14 protein-coding genes are annotated in these 16,394 nt (G+C 58.5%); 8 read left to right on the top strand and 6 right to left on the bottom strand.

Annotated features, from left to right (window positions below; all coding sequences use genetic code 11):
- Nucleotides 1-2 precede the first annotated feature (2 nt).
- Both Q1B40_RS10330 and Q1B40_RS10325 read left to right on the top strand, forming a co-directional pair.
- Complete coding sequence (locus Q1B40_RS10330; protein ID WP_299813450.1) at nucleotides 3-380, top strand: Mth938-like domain-containing protein; 378 nt, start codon at nucleotides 3-5, stop codon at nucleotides 378-380.
- Nucleotides 381-407: 27 nt separating this feature from the next.
- Nucleotides 408-1,259: a phytoene/squalene synthase family protein gene (locus Q1B40_RS10325; RefSeq protein ID WP_299813447.1), complete on the top strand. Its 852-nt coding sequence runs from the start codon at nucleotides 408-410 to the stop codon at nucleotides 1,257-1,259.
- A 52-nt stretch (nucleotides 1,260-1,311) separates the two neighbouring features.
- Here Q1B40_RS10325 and trmFO read toward each other — a convergent pair whose 3' ends face one another.
- From trmFO to uvrA, 4 genes are all read right to left on the bottom strand, one after another.
- Nucleotides 1,312-2,730, bottom strand: coding sequence for a methylenetetrahydrofolate--tRNA-(uracil(54)-C(5))-methyltransferase (FADH(2)-oxidizing) TrmFO (trmFO, locus tag Q1B40_RS10320; protein WP_299813444.1), 1,419 nt, complete (start codon nucleotides 2,728-2,730; stop codon nucleotides 1,312-1,314).
- A gap of 363 nt (nucleotides 2,731-3,093) precedes the next feature.
- Nucleotides 3,094-3,243 carry a DUF1127 domain-containing protein gene (locus tag Q1B40_RS10315; RefSeq protein WP_299813441.1) on the bottom strand — a complete coding sequence of 50 codons (150 nt, stop codon included), beginning with the start codon at nucleotides 3,241-3,243 and terminating at the stop codon, nucleotides 3,094-3,096.
- 434 nt (nucleotides 3,244-3,677) lie between these two features.
- The gene (locus Q1B40_RS10310) at nucleotides 3,678-3,830 is read right to left on the bottom strand and encodes a DUF1127 domain-containing protein (RefSeq protein WP_299813438.1); all 153 of its coding nucleotides are present in this window, start codon (nucleotides 3,828-3,830) and stop codon (nucleotides 3,678-3,680) included.
- 235 nt (nucleotides 3,831-4,065) lie between these two features.
- Nucleotides 4,066-6,954, bottom strand: a complete 2,889-nt coding sequence (gene uvrA / locus Q1B40_RS10305) for an excinuclease ABC subunit UvrA (RefSeq protein ID WP_299813435.1) — start codon at nucleotides 6,952-6,954, stop codon at nucleotides 4,066-4,068.
- A 496-nt stretch (nucleotides 6,955-7,450) separates the two neighbouring features.
- Here uvrA and Q1B40_RS10300 point away from each other — a divergent pair, with 496 nt between their 5' ends.
- From Q1B40_RS10300 to Q1B40_RS10290, 3 genes are all read left to right on the top strand, one after another.
- A complete protein-coding gene (locus Q1B40_RS10300; RefSeq protein ID WP_299813432.1) occupies nucleotides 7,451-8,113 on the top strand; it encodes a phosphatase PAP2 family protein in 663 nt (220 codons plus the stop codon).
- On the top strand, nucleotides 8,110-8,901 hold the full coding sequence (locus Q1B40_RS10295; RefSeq protein ID WP_299813429.1) for a DUF1206 domain-containing protein: 792 nt from the start codon (nucleotides 8,110-8,112) through the stop codon (nucleotides 8,899-8,901). The genes Q1B40_RS10300 and Q1B40_RS10295 overlap by 4 nt, the downstream gene beginning before the upstream one ends.
- A gap of 222 nt (nucleotides 8,902-9,123) precedes the next feature.
- Nucleotides 9,124-9,666, top strand: coding sequence for a single-stranded DNA-binding protein (locus Q1B40_RS10290; protein WP_299813427.1), 543 nt, complete (start codon nucleotides 9,124-9,126; stop codon nucleotides 9,664-9,666).
- A 169-nt stretch (nucleotides 9,667-9,835) separates the two neighbouring features.
- Here the strand turns inward: Q1B40_RS10290 and Q1B40_RS10285 are convergent, their stop codons facing one another.
- Nucleotides 9,836-10,312 (bottom strand): hypothetical protein, encoded by a 477-nt coding sequence (locus tag Q1B40_RS10285; protein ID WP_299813424.1) that lies wholly within the window; start codon nucleotides 10,310-10,312, stop codon nucleotides 9,836-9,838.
- A 505-nt stretch (nucleotides 10,313-10,817) separates the two neighbouring features.
- Between Q1B40_RS10285 and Q1B40_RS10280 the strand changes: the two genes are divergently transcribed.
- Nucleotides 10,818-12,800, top strand: a complete 1,983-nt coding sequence (locus Q1B40_RS10280) for a L,D-transpeptidase family protein (RefSeq protein ID WP_299813421.1) — start codon at nucleotides 10,818-10,820, stop codon at nucleotides 12,798-12,800.
- A 265-nt stretch (nucleotides 12,801-13,065) separates the two neighbouring features.
- On the opposite strand, the gene Q1B40_RS10275 is transcribed toward Q1B40_RS10280, so the two are convergent.
- Nucleotides 13,066-14,244, bottom strand: a complete 1,179-nt coding sequence (locus tag Q1B40_RS10275) for a zinc ABC transporter substrate-binding protein (protein WP_299813418.1) — start codon at nucleotides 14,242-14,244, stop codon at nucleotides 13,066-13,068.
- A 163-nt stretch (nucleotides 14,245-14,407) separates the two neighbouring features.
- Here Q1B40_RS10275 and Q1B40_RS10270 point away from each other — a divergent pair, with 163 nt between their 5' ends.
- Complete coding sequence (locus Q1B40_RS10270; protein WP_299813416.1) at nucleotides 14,408-15,286, top strand: PaaX family transcriptional regulator C-terminal domain-containing protein; 879 nt, start codon at nucleotides 14,408-14,410, stop codon at nucleotides 15,284-15,286.
- A 112-nt stretch (nucleotides 15,287-15,398) separates the two neighbouring features.
- On the top strand, nucleotides 15,399-16,391 hold the full coding sequence (paaA, locus tag Q1B40_RS10265; RefSeq protein ID WP_299813414.1) for a 1,2-phenylacetyl-CoA epoxidase subunit PaaA: 993 nt from the start codon (nucleotides 15,399-15,401) through the stop codon (nucleotides 16,389-16,391).
- Nucleotides 16,392-16,394: the final 3 nt, after the last annotated feature.

The raw sequence follows: 16,394 nt of genomic DNA, 5'->3' as shown, positions 1-16,394 counted from the left end.
CAATGGAAATCAGGGACGCCCATTTCCCGGGCCGGGCCCCGCTCGATGCCTATGGCGATGGCGGGTTCCGGTTCGCTCAGATGTCCCATCGGGGCGCATTGTTATGTGTTCCGAGCGGGATATACGGTTGGGAGCTGACCGATCCGTCTCAATTTTCTCATGAAGCTTTCCTGAAGGTTTTCGAGGAGATAGCCGATATCGAGGTGCTTCTCGTTGGGACGGGAATGGATCTGGTGCCGCTTCCGGCGGATTTGAAGTCCGAATTCCGAGAGGCCGGAATTCTGGCCGACCCGATGTCGACCGGGGCTGCCGTGCGCACCTACAATGTGCTTCTTTCCGAAGACCGGGCGGTGGCTGCCGCGCTTCTGGCTGTGGACTGAACCTCGAGCGAAGGCCATATAGGCCCTATGACCACCGATTTTGATCATGCCGCCGAAGTGGTGCGCCGTTTTGACCGGGACCGCTACCTGAGCGCTCTGCTTGCGCCCGAGGCACACCGCCCGGCTTTGATGGCGCTTTACGCCTTCAATGCTGAAATAGGCCGTATCCGGGAAATCGTTTCCGAGCCCCTGCCGGGGGAGGTCCGTCTGCAATGGTGGCACGATCTGCTTGAGGGCACGGAGCATGGCGCAGCCGCGGCCAACCCGGTCGCCAGCGCGCTTTTGAGAACGATCGAAAAATACAATCTCCCCAGGCAGGCTCTCGTTACGATGACGGAAGCCAGGATCTTTGATCTCTACAACGATCCGATGCCCGGTTTGAACGACCTGGAAGGTTATGCGGGCGAAACGGTTTCAAGCCTCTTTCAGCTTGGCTGCCTTGTTCTTGCCGATGGCGAGGATCCGGGGACGGCGACACTCGCCGGACATGCCGGTGTCGCTTACGGTCTGACCGGCCTGATGCGCGCCTTGCCCTGGCATTCCGCGCGCCGGCAGTTGTATCTGCCGGGCGATGTGCGCTCCCGCCACAATCTTGATCCTGAAACCGTTTTCCGGGGAGAAACGACCCCCGAACTCCTTGCGGTCTTGGCGGAAATGCGCGGTCATGTCCGCCATCACCTGACCCGCGTCAGGCAGGCTGCGGCGGACGGACCGAAGGCCTGCCAGCCTGCTTTTCTGCCGCTGGTGCTTGTCGAACCGTTCCTGAAAAAGCTGGAGGTAACCGGTTTCGACCCGTTGCATCAGGTCACCGAGATTTCCCAACTGCGTCGCCAGTGGATCCTGTGGAGGGCATCGGGCAACGTTTTCGGCAGGATCTGAACACATACACCGGTCAGCAGGTCGCGCAAACGCCCTGTCTTCTGCCGATGTATTATTCCGCAGCGGCTCTTTCTACAGGCAGCTTTGACCGCCATACCTCGAAATCGGCCTTGGCCCTGTTGGTCATCGCCAGCTTTTTCGCCCTGGTCTTGTCCTTGCCCTTCAACCGTTTGCCGGTTTCATCCTTGGTCGGCGCCTCGATCGGCGGAAACAGCCCGAAGTTGACATTCATCGGCTGGAAGGAGCCGGGCTTTCCGGCACCGTCTTCCCGGGTGATATGGCCTCCGGTGATGTGGCCCAGCAAGGCGCCCATCGCTGTCGTGACCGGAGGTGGGACGATCTTCTGTCCGCGCGCTTCCATCACGGCGAACAGCCCGGCCATGCAGCCGACGCTTGAGGATTCCACATAGCCTTCGCAGCCGGTGATCTGGCCGGCGAAGCGCAGGCGCGAATCCGCCTTGAGCCTCAGACTGTCGTCGAGCACCTTCGGTGAATTCAGGAAGGTGTTGCGATGCAGGCCGCCGAGCCGCGCGAACCGTGCGTTTTCAAGTCCGGGAATCATCTTGAAAATCTCGGCCTGAGCGCCGTATTTCAATTTCGTCTGGAAACCGACCATGTTGTAAAGCGTGCCAAGAGCATTGTCCTGGCGGAGCTGAACCACGGCGTAGGCCTTGACCGTCGGATTATGGGCATTGGTCAATCCCATCGGCTTCATCGGCCCATGGCGCAGGGTTTCCCGCCCGCGCGCAGCCATCACCTCGATCGGCAGGCAGCCGTCGAAATAGGGTGTGTCGGCTTCCCATTCCTTGAAATCCGCTGTGTCACCGGCGATCAGCGCATCGATGAAAGCGTCATACTGGTCTTTGTCCAGGGGACAATTAAGGTAGTCCTTGCCGGTTCCGCCCGGACCTACCTTGTCATAGCGCGACTGGAACCAGGCCTTGGAGAGGTCGACCGAATCGAAATGCACGATCGGTGCGATAGCATCGAAAAAGGCCAGGGCGTCCTCGCCGCTTTTGTCCAGAATGGCTTTTGAAAGCGCGGGTGAGGTGAGAGGACCGGTTGCAATGATCACGCTGCTCCAGTCCTCCGGTGGCAAGCCTGCGATTTCTCCGCGTTCGATGGTGATTCCGCGATGGGATTCGAGCGCCTGGGTAACCGCAGCGGAAAAACCCTCGCGGTCCACCGCCAGAGCGCTGCCTGCCGGCACCTGATGGGCATCGGCGCAAGACATGATCAGCGAATTGAGCTGGCGCAATTCATGATGGATCAGCCCGACGGCATTTTGCTCTGAATCATCGGATCGGAAGGAGTTGGAACACACGAGTTCCGCAAGTCCATCGGTCTGATGCGCATCGGTTTTGCGAACGGGGCGCATTTCATGCAGCACGACGTCCAGTCCGGCTTGAGCGATCTGCCAGGCAGCTTCGGAACCGGCGAGACCGCCGCCAATTACATGAATGGGAGGCATGGAGTGTCCTTGGAAGTTTTTCCGGATGTCCGCATCGGCCTCAAGCCGCGATACTGCGGGTACTTGTCCTTGCGGACCTGATTACAGGCAATGCCTGCCTGCCGCAACGATTTCCGAGAATCACGTCGATAAATCCAGGACTGAAGATTGGCTGAAATTGGCGCTGGCCGAACCTGGCAACGATCCCGAGAACCTGGCAGCGGCAGAGCGCGGGCAGAATCGGTTTCGGGATAGCTTCAGACATAAAAAAACACCTGCCGGAGGGAGGAGGTTCCGGCAGGTGTTTTTGAAACTCCACGCGCGATGCGCGGAGACTTGCAGACTGAAGGTTGGGAGGAGGAACCCTTCAGACTGCGAAGCTGATTATTTTGCGGACATGCGCGCGTAGCGGGCGATGTCGGTGCGGGCAATACCCAGGTCGTCCAGTTCGCGATTGGACAGGCTGGACAGCTCGTCATAGGTCTGACGGAAGCGTTTCCAGTTATTGAATTTGCGAACAACATTATCGAGCATTGGTTAGGCCTTTCGCTATCTCATGGCCAAGGCACCGCGGATCGGCGTCTGGCCCGTTCATCTCTTATGATCGTAAGATAGATGTTTTGTGCAGTGCGAGGTAGAGGGCAAATCGCGAAGCAGGTATGCGTCAAGTGCATACTAACAAAGGGTTAATTACCTCAAAAGGAGGTTATTCGCATGCATGCAACGCATGGCTGCGGTCCATCCATGTTCGCATGTGCGAGATGGCACTCTGTCGGCAAAGTCATGACTGAAGATGGGTGGAACGAGCGGAGACGGAAATCAGGACCGAAAAGAACGAACGCCCGCCAGCGGGAGGAGGTGCTGACGGGCGTCGTTTCGACGTGACAGGGCTGGGAGGAGGATGCCCTGCGTGTCACACGTCCGTTGGCTGGGAGGAGGATGCCTCGGGACGCGATCTCTGAATTCTGTTAGCCGTTCCTGGAACGGCGCGCGACAAACTTGATGTCGCTACGGCTGATGCCAAGATCAGCCAGTTCACGGGTGGACAGGCGGGACAATTCGTCAACCGCACGGCGGTAGCTCACCCAGTTGCTGTACTTCTGACGCACAGTATCAAACATTTTCTTGTTCCTTATTAGGCGAGGCACCGAAGCGCCTCAGGCCGTCTGTTGATCTTGGATATAATTCAGTGGGTGAAATAAAAGAAGTGCCATCTCTGCATGCCTGTCATGCGTTTGGTGCAATGCAGCAAAAAATCGGCGAGATAATGCCGTTAAGTCAGGAAATGCGCGGAAAAACATTGTGATAGAATTCAGTGTGCAATGCACACTGAATCAGAAATCAGCCCTTGAACGGCTATTCCGCGGCGTCAATGGCACGCTGTGGCCGGCGTTGCAGAAGCTCCTGGAGAAAGTGCCCCGTATAGCTTTCCTTGACCTCTGCAACATCCTCCGGACGCCCGGTCGCGACAACGGTGCCGCCACCGTCTCCGCCTTCGGGTCCAAGATCTATGATCCAGTCGGCGGTCTTGATAACTTCGAGATTGTGCTCGATCACCAGAACCGTATTTCCCTGGTCCACAAGCTCGTGCAGCACGTCCAGCAATTTGGCGACGTCATGAAAATGCAGACCGGTGGTCGGTTCGTCGAGGATATAGAGCGTGCGGCCGGTCGAGCGTTTGGAAAGCTCCTTGGCGAGTTTCACGCGTTGCGCCTCCCCACCGGAAAGCGTGGTCGCCTGCTGGCCGACCTTGATGTAACCGAGGCCCACCCTGGCAAGTGTCTCCATTTTGTCCCGGACAGCCGGAACCGCGGAAAAGAAGCTGGCGCCTTCCTCCACGGTCATGTCGAGAACATCCGCAATAGACTTGCCTTTGAATTCGACCTCCAGCGTTTCCCTGTTGTACCGTCTGCCTTTGCACACATCGCAGGTAACATAGACATCGGGCAGGAAGTGCATCTCGATTTTTATGACGCCGTCGCCCTGGCACGCTTCGCAGCGCCCACCCTTGACGTTGAAGGAAAACCGCCCGGGCTGATATCCGCGCGCCTTGGATTCGGGCATGCTCGCGAACCATTCCCGGATCGGAGTGAACGCGCCGGTATAGGTGGCGGGATTGGAGCGCGGTGTCCGGCCGATGGGGGACTGGTCGATGTCGATCACCTTGTCCAGCACCTCCAGGCCCTCGATACGGTCATGCGGTGCCGGATTGTCACGCGCTCCGTTCAGACGGCGCGCGGCCGCCTTGTAGAGAGTGTCGATCAGAAACGTGGATTTTCCGCCGCCCGAAACGCCGGTAACGCAGGTAAACGTGCCGAGCGGCACGTCCACGTCGATGTCCTTCAGGTTGTTGCCGCGCGCACCGCGCACGGAAATCTGTCGCTTCTTGTTGATCTTGCGCCGTTCGTCCGGGCGCGAGATCATCTTCGTGCCTGAGAGATACGCCCCCGTCAGCGAATTGGGATTCGCCATGACCTCCGCCGGCGTTCCCTTGGCGATGATCTGTCCGCCGTGAATGCCGGCGCCAGGCCCGACATCGACCACATAGTCCGCGGTCAGCACAGCGTCTTCGTCATGCTCGACGACGATGACGGTATTGCCGAGATCGCGCAGGTGTTTCAGCGTTTCAAGCAGCCGCGCATTGTCGCGCTGGTGAAGGCCGATGGACGGTTCGTCCAGAACATAAAGAACGCCTGTCAATCCCGAGCCGATTTGCGATGCCAGGCGGATGCGCTGGCTTTCCCCGCCAGACAGCGTGCCGGATGCCCGGGACAGCGTCAGGTATTCAAGTCCGACGTCGTTGAGAAACCTGAGCCGCTCGCGGATTTCTTTCAGGATGCGGCCGGCAATTTCGGACTGCTTCGTGTTGAGCTGTGCCGGAAGCTGTTCGAACCAGTTGCTCGCCTCGCGGATGGAATATTGCGTGACATGGCCGATATGCTTGTCGGCGATTTTCACGGCGAGAGCCTCCGGCTTCAGCCGATACCCGTCGCAGGCCGGACAGGCATGGTCGGACTGATACCGGGAAAGCTCTTCGCGCACCCAGGTGGATTCAGTCTCGCGCCAGCGCCGCTCGATATTGCCGATAACGCCCTCGAAGGTCTTTTCGGTGCGGTAACTGCGCACACCGTCGTCATAGACGAACTCGATCTTGGATTTTCCCGTTCCGTGAAGGATGGCTTCGCGTACTTCAACCGGCAAGTCCTTCCAGGGCGTTGCCATCGTGACCTTGTAGTGACTGCAGATCGCTTCAAGAGTCTGAGTATAATACGGAGAGGTGGAGCCGGTTTTGGCCCAGGGCAGAACGGCCCCCTCGCGCAGTGAGAGCGAGTGATCGGGTACCACCAGGTCTTCTTCAAAGGCCAGTGTGGTGCCGAGCCCGTCGCAGGTCGGGCAGGCGCCGAAGGGGTTATTGAACGAGAAGAGCCGCGGCTCGATTTCCGCAATGGTGAAGCCGGAAACGGGGCAGGCAAACTTTTCGGAGAAAATCAGCCGTTCTGCTTCTTCCTGTTCGCCGGGCTTGTCGGCAAATTCGGCGATCGCGATACCGTCGGCCAGTCTGAGGGCCGTCTCCAGGGAGTCGGCCAGCCTGCCTGCGATATCATCGCGCACGACAATCCGGTCCACGACAACATCGATGTCGTGTTTGAATTTCTTGTCGAGGGCAGGGGCCTCGGAAATCTCGTGGAACGTGCCGTCGATCTTGACGCGCTGGAACCCCTTTTTCATGAGTTCGGCCAGCTCTTTGCGGTATTCGCCCTTGCGGCCGCGGACCATCGGCGCCAGCAGATAAAGACGAGAGCCTTCCTCCAGTTCCAGGATCCGGTCCACCATCTGGCTGATCGTCTGGCTTTCGATCGGAAGGCCCGTGGCGGGCGAATAGGGAATGCCGACGCGCGCGAACAACAGCCGCATGTAGTCGTAGATCTCGGTGACCGTTCCGACCGTGGAGCGTGGATTCCGGGAGGTGGTTTTCTGTTCGATGGAGATCGCCGGCGACAGACCGTCGATCTGGTCCACATCCGGTTTCTGCATCATCTCCAGGAACTGGCGTGCATAGGCCGACAGGCTCTCCACATAGCGGCGCTGGCCTTCGGCATAAATCGTATCGAACGCAAGCGATGATTTTCCGGATCCTGACAGCCCGGTCATCACGATCAGCTTGTCGCGCGGCAGATCGATATCGATGCCCTTGAGGTTATGTTCCCGCGCACCGCGGATTGAGATTTGTTTCAGATCAGTCATGTCGTCCGGCTTCAAGGCAGGTGAACTATCCACATGCGTTCCTGGTAGGGGAGCCGGTCTTTTTTGCCGGCACGATCTTCAATATAGGCAGAAGTTATGCAAATTCGAGGCTTCCCGCCACCGCGCAGTCTCGCATCTGCATTTGCCCGGCTTCACGGGCGGTGCGTTCCTTTGCCCGGTTGTCCCCTGGCTGAATACTCTTAAGGAACAAAAAAGGAACAATCGCCTCTCTACTCCAAAAAATCCTGTTCGACAACCTTGGTCTCCCGCCATTATTTCGACGAAATTGGAACCCCGCGGCATCTCGCAGGTTCTCTTTTCATGAATAGCAAGGGGAACGGTATTGGGGCAGGCAGGTTCATCATTTTCACGGCAACAAGGCAAAAGCAGAACCAGGCCCTGGTCTGACGCAGGAAAAACGCGAACATTCGCGCCCGTCGCCCCCTGGCCCGAATATTACGAAAAGTGGGTCCTCATCGTTACCGGGCTTTGCGTATTGGTCTTCTTGCTGACCGCTCTGGCTGTCGGTTCGGGCTTCAGCGGCAATATCGATCGTGAAGTTCTCCTGTGGTTCCGCAGTGCCGAAGACACGACGAACGCCTGGGGCCCGGCCTGGTTTGAGGAAGCGGCCGCCGAGGTCACGACACTTGGCGGCTACACGATCCTTTCCATTGTCGTCCTGCTGACCGCGGTGAGTCTTTTTCTGCTAAAGCGAATAACCGCGGCTTTTTTCCTTCTGTCTGCCGTGGTGACAGGCAGTGTTCTTTCCAGTCTCGCTAAATTGCTTTTTTCCCGGCCGCGTCCGGATCTGGTGACGCATATGGACATGACCTTCACGTCCAGCTTCCCGAGTGCCCATGCCATGGTGAGTACCTTCACATGGCTGACTCTGGCGGCGATAGCGACGCGGTTCATGCCCCGGCGCGCACTGCGCGTCTTTGCCATCGCATCGGCCGTCATGATCGCCGTGCTTGTCGGCTTGAGCCGGGTTTATCTCGGCGTCCACTGGCCGAGCGACGTGCTGGCCGGTTGGGCATTTGGCGGTGCGTGGGCGGGTATCTGCTGGCTATTGGCCAACTGGCTGGGCAAAAAATTGCCGCGGCATGAGGAACTCGGAAACGCCGAAGCGCGAACCGACACAACGGAGACTGCGAAATGAACCTGCCAGGCAACGTTATCCGCAAGCTCGCGCGCGCCGGCTACACTTCCCGAGGCGTGGTCTACCTGATCATCGGCGTTCTGGCGTGCTTTGCCGCCGTCGGGGCAGCCGAAACCACCAACACCAAGGGCGCTCTGCAACACCTTCTGAGCCAGCCCTTCGGCCATGCTCTCCTCGGAGCTCTGGTCGCAGGTCTGTTCGGCTATGTCGTCTGGCGGCTCGTGCAGGCGATTTTCGATGCGGATGATCACGGTCACTCGCTCAAGGCTCTGACCATTCGCGCCGGTCTGCTTGCAAGCGCCTTTACCTATGCGACGCTCGCGGTTTACGCACTCTCCAGAATGGGGGTGTTTTCAGGTGGTTCGTCAGGTGGCGGAGGCGGCGTCGCGCAAACCCTCAGCGGGTTCATTGGCTCCCGCACGGTTGCGATCGGCATGGCCGCCATATTCGTCGGAGTAGGCGGCGCGCATTGCTGGAAAGCGGTGACAATGAAATTCGAAGATCATCTTCAGGCCGGCGAGGAAACGATGCGGATCCTGCGTCCGATTTCCGTAATAGGTCTGCTGGCACGCGGTATCGTTTTCTTCATTCTGGCGTTCCTCCTGTTCTACCGCGGTCTGAGCGCCGGTGACGGCGGCGGCGGCCCTCCGGATATCGAAGACGCGCTGCGGTTCATGCAGGAGCTTCCCATGGGGTGGCTGATCCTGACGGTCATGGGCGCAGGGATCGTACTCTTTGCGGTCTATTCCTTCTGCGAGGCATACTGGCGGCGTGTGAACGTCGCCTGACCGGAAAGCTTCAGAGCTGAAGCTTTCGGTGCGCAATCTCGGGTCTTCGCTCTCAACGCCCTTGGTTGCCCTTGACAGAGGTATCGCGGGAGTGGAACATTTGCGGAACAAAAATACCTTGTGGATTATGGGGGCATCCATGCGCCTCAGGAGGCCTATCCTGTAAGGTGTCGGCCAATTTTGAGGCGCGGGAACGCGCTGAACAGTCTTAGGAGTTCAGGTATGGCGGGCAGCGTCAACAAAGTTATCTTGGTCGGCAATCTGGGTGCCGATCCCGAAATCCGCCGGACGCAGGACGGCCGTCCAATCGCCAATCTGCGCATTGCCACATCGGAAAGCTGGAAGGACCGCAACACCGGTGAGCGGCGCGAGCGGACTGAATGGCACAGGGTGGTGATCTTCAATGAGGGACTTTGCAAGGTTGCGGAAAACTATCTCCGCAAAGGCGCCAAGGTTTACATCGAAGGTCAGCTCCAGACCAGGAAGTGGCAGGATCAGTCCGGCCAGGACAAGTATTCCACGGAAATCGTGCTTCAGGGCTTCAACTCCACTCTGACCATGCTCGATGGGCGCGGCGAGGGCGGTGGCCAGCCGGGCGGCCTGCCTGACTACGGCAGCGAACCTCAGGGCGGCGGCGGATCCGGCGGTTATGGCGGCGGCTCAAGCGGCGGTGGCTTCGGCGGTCCGTCCAGTGGCGGTGGTGGCGGCTTCGGCGGTCCCTCCGGCGGTGGCGCCGGACCGATGGACGACGAAATTCCGTTCTAGAGCGTGTCGCGTTCAAGCGGATTCATGGGTTCAGGAAGACGCCCGAGGCAACGTTTGCATTGCAAATGTGTTCGGGCGAATTCCTGAATTCAATTCAGCGTGACATGTTCTTTAGGATTTCTCTTCAGGTCACAGGACTGCCCTGAATTTGCGGGGCAGCTCTGTGACCTCAATCACCCACGGCGGGGTCATATGGTGTGGTCGGATCGTCCACGCCCTCGTAGTACTCCTTGGAGTTGCCGAGACCGCAGTGGTAGACGGCATCCTCCGCGCGGCTGTCGCCACCGGTGATCGGAGCGCCATTGTGGTGAGCCAATTCGTGAATAATGGTCGCCAACACCATCCAGCGTCCCATGTTGAAGGCCCGGTCGCCGACGGCGATCTCACCGGTTGGAACGTGAATTTGGCCATACAGCGGTGAAAGTGTCGGTCCGTAATTCACCCAGATGCTGCTGTCACCGATCATGTCGGACAGACTGCGTCCCCTGGGCAGCGTGCGGAAATAGGCATTGCAGCCCGGCATGGATTTCACCATCTTGAACAGCTTGTTGCGTGCCCATTTGAGCTTGCTGTACTGAGCCGAGTCGAAACGGGTGTAGTTCCAGATCGGTGAGGAATGATCTCCGACGTTGAATTGAAACGGCATCTGCGCGCTCCCTGAGATGTTTCACGTTTTCGTGAGCCATATTTACGCAAGGCTGATCCTTGCCGGCGTGACAGGCATCACGAATTGGAGCAATCGGTTCGAAAAGGTCTCGGCCACCTCGGGCCGGCCTTTCAAAATTCCCTGATTTTCTGGCATTGAAATGAAATATCGGCGGCTGGCCTCTGTCCAGTGGCCAACCCGGAACGATGTGACGGCTCGGCATATTCGTCACACATTATTGAATTCAAAACCTGTGTACGGCCGCGAGCCTTAACCAACTCAAGAAGCCTGTTATAGTAAAAACCGATTTGATGATCGCGACGGGAATCGGTTTTCGGCAACTTTGCCATCAAAAAGACACGGCGCCTGACACAAGTCCCGACTGCCTTTGAAGCCGGGATGCCCTCGTCGGGGCGGAAAAATGAACAGTTCCGCTTGACCGGACGTGGCTTCGGGCGCGAACAAATTTTTAAATTGCGGGTTTGAAACAATGCGAGCGAACGAAATGGAACTGGGTAAGGGCACCGGCGGGAATTGTGTCGGCGGGTTGGCGAAACGGTCCCGGACTGTTGTTGGCAATTCCATCAAGGCGGGCCTGATGGCGACGGTGATCGCTTCCGGCTTCAGTATCGCCACCGTGGAACCCGTCGCCGCTCAGGGCCTGTTCCAGCGCCTGTTCAATCCCGAGGCTCATCGCCGGCAGCGTGAGCGTGAACGGCAGGGAGATCTCCGCGAAAAGGCGGCATCGGTAAAGGTATCCGCGCCGCGTTACCTCAACTATTCCGCGGACGTGTGGAAGAAGGTTTCCCTTTCCGAGCTTTCCGAGAAGAAAACGGCCGAAATCCAGCCCGACGTCCAGACGGCTGAGACCGGCGACGCTGCCACCGTCAGCACGGACACCACTCCGGCTGCACCGGTGGTGCTGACCGCCTTCGACAAGGCGCGGCCTGCGCTGGAAGATATGACACTGACTGTTCTGCCGGAAGTGGGCGAGGCGGTGATTGCCTTCTACCGGGAGCATCCCGATTTTGTCTGGGTGGAAGACGGCAGGGTAACTGCACGGGCTGCCGCTGCGCGTCGGGGCTTGAGCGAGGCGGGCAAATATGCCCTGAACCCGGACGACTATTTTGTCGCGCTGCCGTCGGTGGCCGGCCTGAACGGAGCGGAGCGCGATGCAGCTCTGATGCGCTTTGAAATGGACCTGAGCGCTGCGGTGCTCACCTATGTTCTCGATGCAAAGCGCGGCCGGGTCGATCCGAACCGGATTTCGCAATATCACGACCTGCCGCGGCACAAGGTTGACCTGGTCGCTGCAATGGAGAGCTTCGCATCCACCGAAGCCCCCGGGCAGGTGCTGGACACCGCTCAGCCGCAGAACGATCATTTCCGGAAACTGACCGCCGAACTGGCGCTCCTGAAAGCCGAAGACGAAGAGACCGATCAAATCGTCATCGCGCCGGGTACCTTTCTGAAAGCCGGAAAATCCAGCCCCGAGATGAAGAACATTGTCGCGGCGATCGAAAAGAATGCTTCCCCGGAACTCAAGGCTGCACACGCCGAGACGCTGGAGGCTTACGACGAGTCGGAGCTTTACACTCCGGAACTGGTGGAACTGGTCAAGGCCTTCCAGAAGGAACTCAAGCTGACACCGGACGGTATCGTCGGCAAGAACACCATCAACGCGATGGTCGGCGAAACCAATGCGGCCAGGATCGCCAAGGTTGAACTGGCGATGGAACGCAGCCGCTGGATTCCCGAGGAACTGGGAGAGCGCAAGGTCTTCATCAACCAGGCAGCCTACACGGCCACCTATACGGCGCCCGGAGAGGTTCCCTTGTCGATGCGCGTCGTGGTGGGCAAGAAATCCAACCAGACCAACTTCTTCTACGACAAGATCGAGATCGTCGAATACAACCCCTACTGGGGCGTTCCCTATTCGATCATCGTCAACGAGATGCTTCCGAAGCTGGCGAATGACCCGAGCTATCTCGACCGTGCCGGTTACGAGGTCTCGACACCGGGCGGCCGCAAGGTCTCTTCGGCAGCCGTGGACTGGTATGCGGTTGCCTCGAAACAGCAATCCGTCAACGTCCGCCAGTATCCCGGCAGATCCAACGCGCTCGGCGAAGTGAAGATTCTCTTTCCGAACAAGCACCATATCTACATGCACGATACGCCGTCGAAGAGCCTGTTCAACAAGGACGCACGCGCTTTCAGCCACGGCTGCATCCGCCTGCACGACCCCAAGGCCATGGCGGCAGCGGTTCTCGGAAAGTCGAAGGACTACGTGACGTCGCGGATTGCCGCGGGTCAGAACGAGCAGGAAAAGGTTACCGGCGATATCCCGGTCTATGTGTCCTATTTCACCGCATGGCCTGAACTTGACGGCAGCATTTCCTACTACACGGATGTCTATGACCGTGACCGGTACCTTCTCAAGGCCCTCGAGAAGACCGAAGCCGCCCGTGCCAAGGCCAGAACATCCTGATCTTCTTCACGATTTGAGAAAAACCGCCGGACCATGTCCGGCGGCTCAGATAGCTGACAAACCTTCAATTCGTCATCCCGGACGCAGCGTAGCGAAGATCCGGGATCGGTGAGTTGAAGGTTGTCTGTTGAAGGGTCCCAGCTGCAAAAATGACTTGTTGCTCACCGGTCCCAACTCGCGCTTCACTTGGCCGGGATGACGGTGGTAAAGCCATGGCGCTGTAATCAGTCTGAACCGCCGAACGATGTCCGGCGGTTTTTTCATTTCAGGATTTGCCTTCAAGGCAGTCGGCGAGGGACTGCGACAGGTTCTCGAGCAGTTCCGGATAGAGGTCCGGACCGTTGGTCAGGCTGGTGCCCAGCGGATCGAGTGTTGCCTTGCGCGCTGTACTGCCTTCAAGAACCACATCGACAAGTTTTGCATCGAATTGAGGTTCCTGGAACACGCAGCTCACACCCAGATCCTTGATTTCTTCCCGCACTTCGGAAATCCGGTCGGCGCTCGAAAGTGCTTCGGGCGACAAGGTGATCGCTCCACTTGCCTCGATGTCGAAGTGATGTTCGAAGTGGTGGTAGGCGTCGTGAAACACGACGAACTTGCTGCCTGAAAGCGGCTCAAGCTGTTTTGCGATCTTCTCGTTCAGCGCCTCCATGCGCGCCGTGAACTTCGCTGCATTCTCCTTGTAGGTGTCCGCATTTTCCGGATCGATACCTGCCAGGGTTTCCGCCATGATACCGGCAATCGCTACGCCGTTGTCCGGGTTCAGCCAGATATGCGGATCGAATGTCTCGCCGTGTCCGGCGTGATGCTCCTCATGTCCATCTTCGTGACCTTCGTGACCTTCGTGTTCTTCATGGTCCTCGTGGCCTGCATGCTGTTCATGATCGTCATGGTCCGCGTGGCCGTCATGGTCTGCATGTTCCTCATGGTCGTCATGATCGGCGTGGTCCGCATGGTCATCGTGCCCTTCATGATCGTCATGATCCGCATGTCCCTCTTGATGGTCTTCGCCGTCTTCATGTCCATGATCGTGAGCGTCGAAATTCGCGCCTTCGCGAATCTTCAGATGCTCTATGCCGGCCGCGTCCATGAGTTCCACGACCTTTGCATTTTCAGCCATGGAGGAAATTGGCTTGGCAAGCGACGGCGCAAGTTCCGGCCCGACCCAGAACACCACGTTCGCGCCCTGCAGCAGAAAGGCCTGGGAAGGCTTCAGGGCGAAACCATGTGGAGAAGCTGCCCCATCGATCAGGATGAGCGGTTTGCCGACCCCGTCCATGACGGCAGAGGTGATGGAATGCAGAGGCTTGATGGTCGTGACTACGGCAGGAGCGTCCGCAGTTGCGGATGTCGCGGTGGCTGCGAGGCACAACGCTACGCTCGACAGGAAAAGACCGCGTCGGCTTACGCTCGGCAGCGTTTTTTGAAAGGAAAAGATCTTCATTGGGTGGGCTTCCGATGGAGTGTTACTTTATAACATGTAACTGTATAACGTTTCCGGTATTCAGGCGCAAGGCCGTATCCACGGATTGTTCCTGAACCTCGACGCTTGGTTTGTTGGGCGGGCAGGGATAAGGTAATAAAAACACTGACGGATCAGTTGCTTCATGCCTGCCAGCACAGACCTCGACACGGAAAACTACCTAAAATCGTTTCCACCCAAAGCCGCCCGGCTGATCGTCACCATTTACGGCGATATTGTCGAACCGCGTGGCGGGGTGCTCTGGATGGGCGATCTCATCACTCTGTGCGCGGGATTTGGCGTCAATGAATCCCTTGTCCGCACGGCGGTTTCCCGCCTGGTTTCCACGGGACAGTTGAAAGGCGAAAGGGAAGGGCGGCGGAGCTATTATGCGCTGACGCCCCGGGCGCGCGAGGAATACCATCTGGCGGCCGAGCTGTTTTTCGGCCCCGTCGATGGTGAGTGCGGCTGGCTCATTACCCATTGCGCGGAAGAAATCCGGCAATCGGAATTGCTGAGCCACGGTTTCGCACACGCAGGCGGCGATTTTTATATCGCCGCTGACCGGCCTGGCCGGCCGGTGGGCGGAGCAACCTTTCGATCCACAGCATTGCAGCCGAATGCGTCGGAAATGGAAGCGCTGCTGACCACCGCATTCGATCTCGGCGCACTGTCCCGGGCCTACAAGGATTTCGTCGGTCAGTTCGAGCCCATGGCAATTGTTCTGAAAGGCGACCTCGACGGACGCGCGGCACTCCTTCTCAGGCTCGCCCTGGTCCATGCCTATCGGGAGATACGTCTGAACGATCCCCGTTTGCCGCCTTCCGTCTTGCGGCAGGACTGGCCGGGATCCGCCGCCCACCGCCTGTTTGCCGAACTGTATATCGGACTTTCAGCGGCCGCCGACGACTATATCGGGCAGCATCTTTTCAATCGCAACGGCCCGCTGCCGCAAAATACGGGTGACGTAAGATCCCGTCTGATGTCGCTGGCCACAAGGAGCGAGCGGGAGCCTTTGTCATGAGTAAAAAACCGGTGACCCCGAAAAGCATCACAAAAAATTTGATAAAATAACTTTTTATGTGATGCTTTGTGCGGTATCCTTCCTCATCTTCAACATGACGGGAGGAGGCGTCATGTATGCCCAGATGGTGACTACCGATGCGAACCGGGTGCGCGACATTTCGGAAATGTCCGAAGAAGAGCGCGCGTTTCAGGAGCGCATCGATCGCGGTGAGAAGATCGAGCCGACCGACTGGATGCCGGAGGGCTATCGCAAGACGCTGATCCGTCAGATCGGCCAGCATGCGCATTCGGAAATCGTCGGTCAGCTTCCAGAAGGCAACTGGATTACCCGCGCCCCGACGCTGGAACGCAAGGCGATCCTTCTGGCCAAGGTTCAGGACGAAGCCGGCCACGGGCTCTATCTTTATTGCGCGGCGGAGACGCTTGGTGTCAGCAGGGACGAGCTGATCGAGCTGCTGCACGCCGGCAAGATGAAATATTCCTCCATTTTCAACTACCCGACGCTCACCTGGGCGGATATCGGCGCTGTCGGCTGGCTGGTGGACGGTGCTGCGATCATGAACCAGGTGCCGCTGCAGCGGACCTCCTTCGGTCCTTATTCACGGGCCATGGTCCGGATCTGCAAGGAGGAGAGTTTTCACCAGCGCCAGGGCTTCGACATCATGATGAAGATGGCGAACGGCACACCTGCCCAGCACAGGATGGCCCAGGATGCGCTGAACCGGTTCTGGTATCCGTCACTGATGATGTTCGGTCCCTCCGACAAGGATTCCGTGCACTCCGCCCAGTCCATGTCCTGGAAGATAAAGATCAACACCAATGACGAACTGCGCCAGAAATTCGTCGATCAGACCGTGCCGCAGGCCGAGTATCTGGGGCTCACTGTTCCGGACGAACACCTGAAGTGGAATGAGGAAAAAGGCGGCTACGACTTCTCCGAACCCGACTGGAGTGAATTCTTCGAGGTTCTGAAGGGCAATGGCCCCTGCAACAAGGAGCGGCTGGATGCCCGGATCAAGGCCTGGGAGGACGGTGCCTGGGTGCGGGACGGCCTCATGGCCCATGCGGACAAGAGGGCAGCGGCCCGGACAGCAGCGGAGTAGGAC

The sequence above is a fragment of the uncultured Roseibium sp. genome (assembly GCF_947496995.1).
Taxonomy (GTDB): Bacteria; Pseudomonadota; Alphaproteobacteria; order Rhizobiales; family Stappiaceae; genus Roseibium.
The sequence above is the reverse complement of the archived record's forward strand: the minus strand, read 5'-3'. Positions and strand labels throughout refer to the sequence as shown.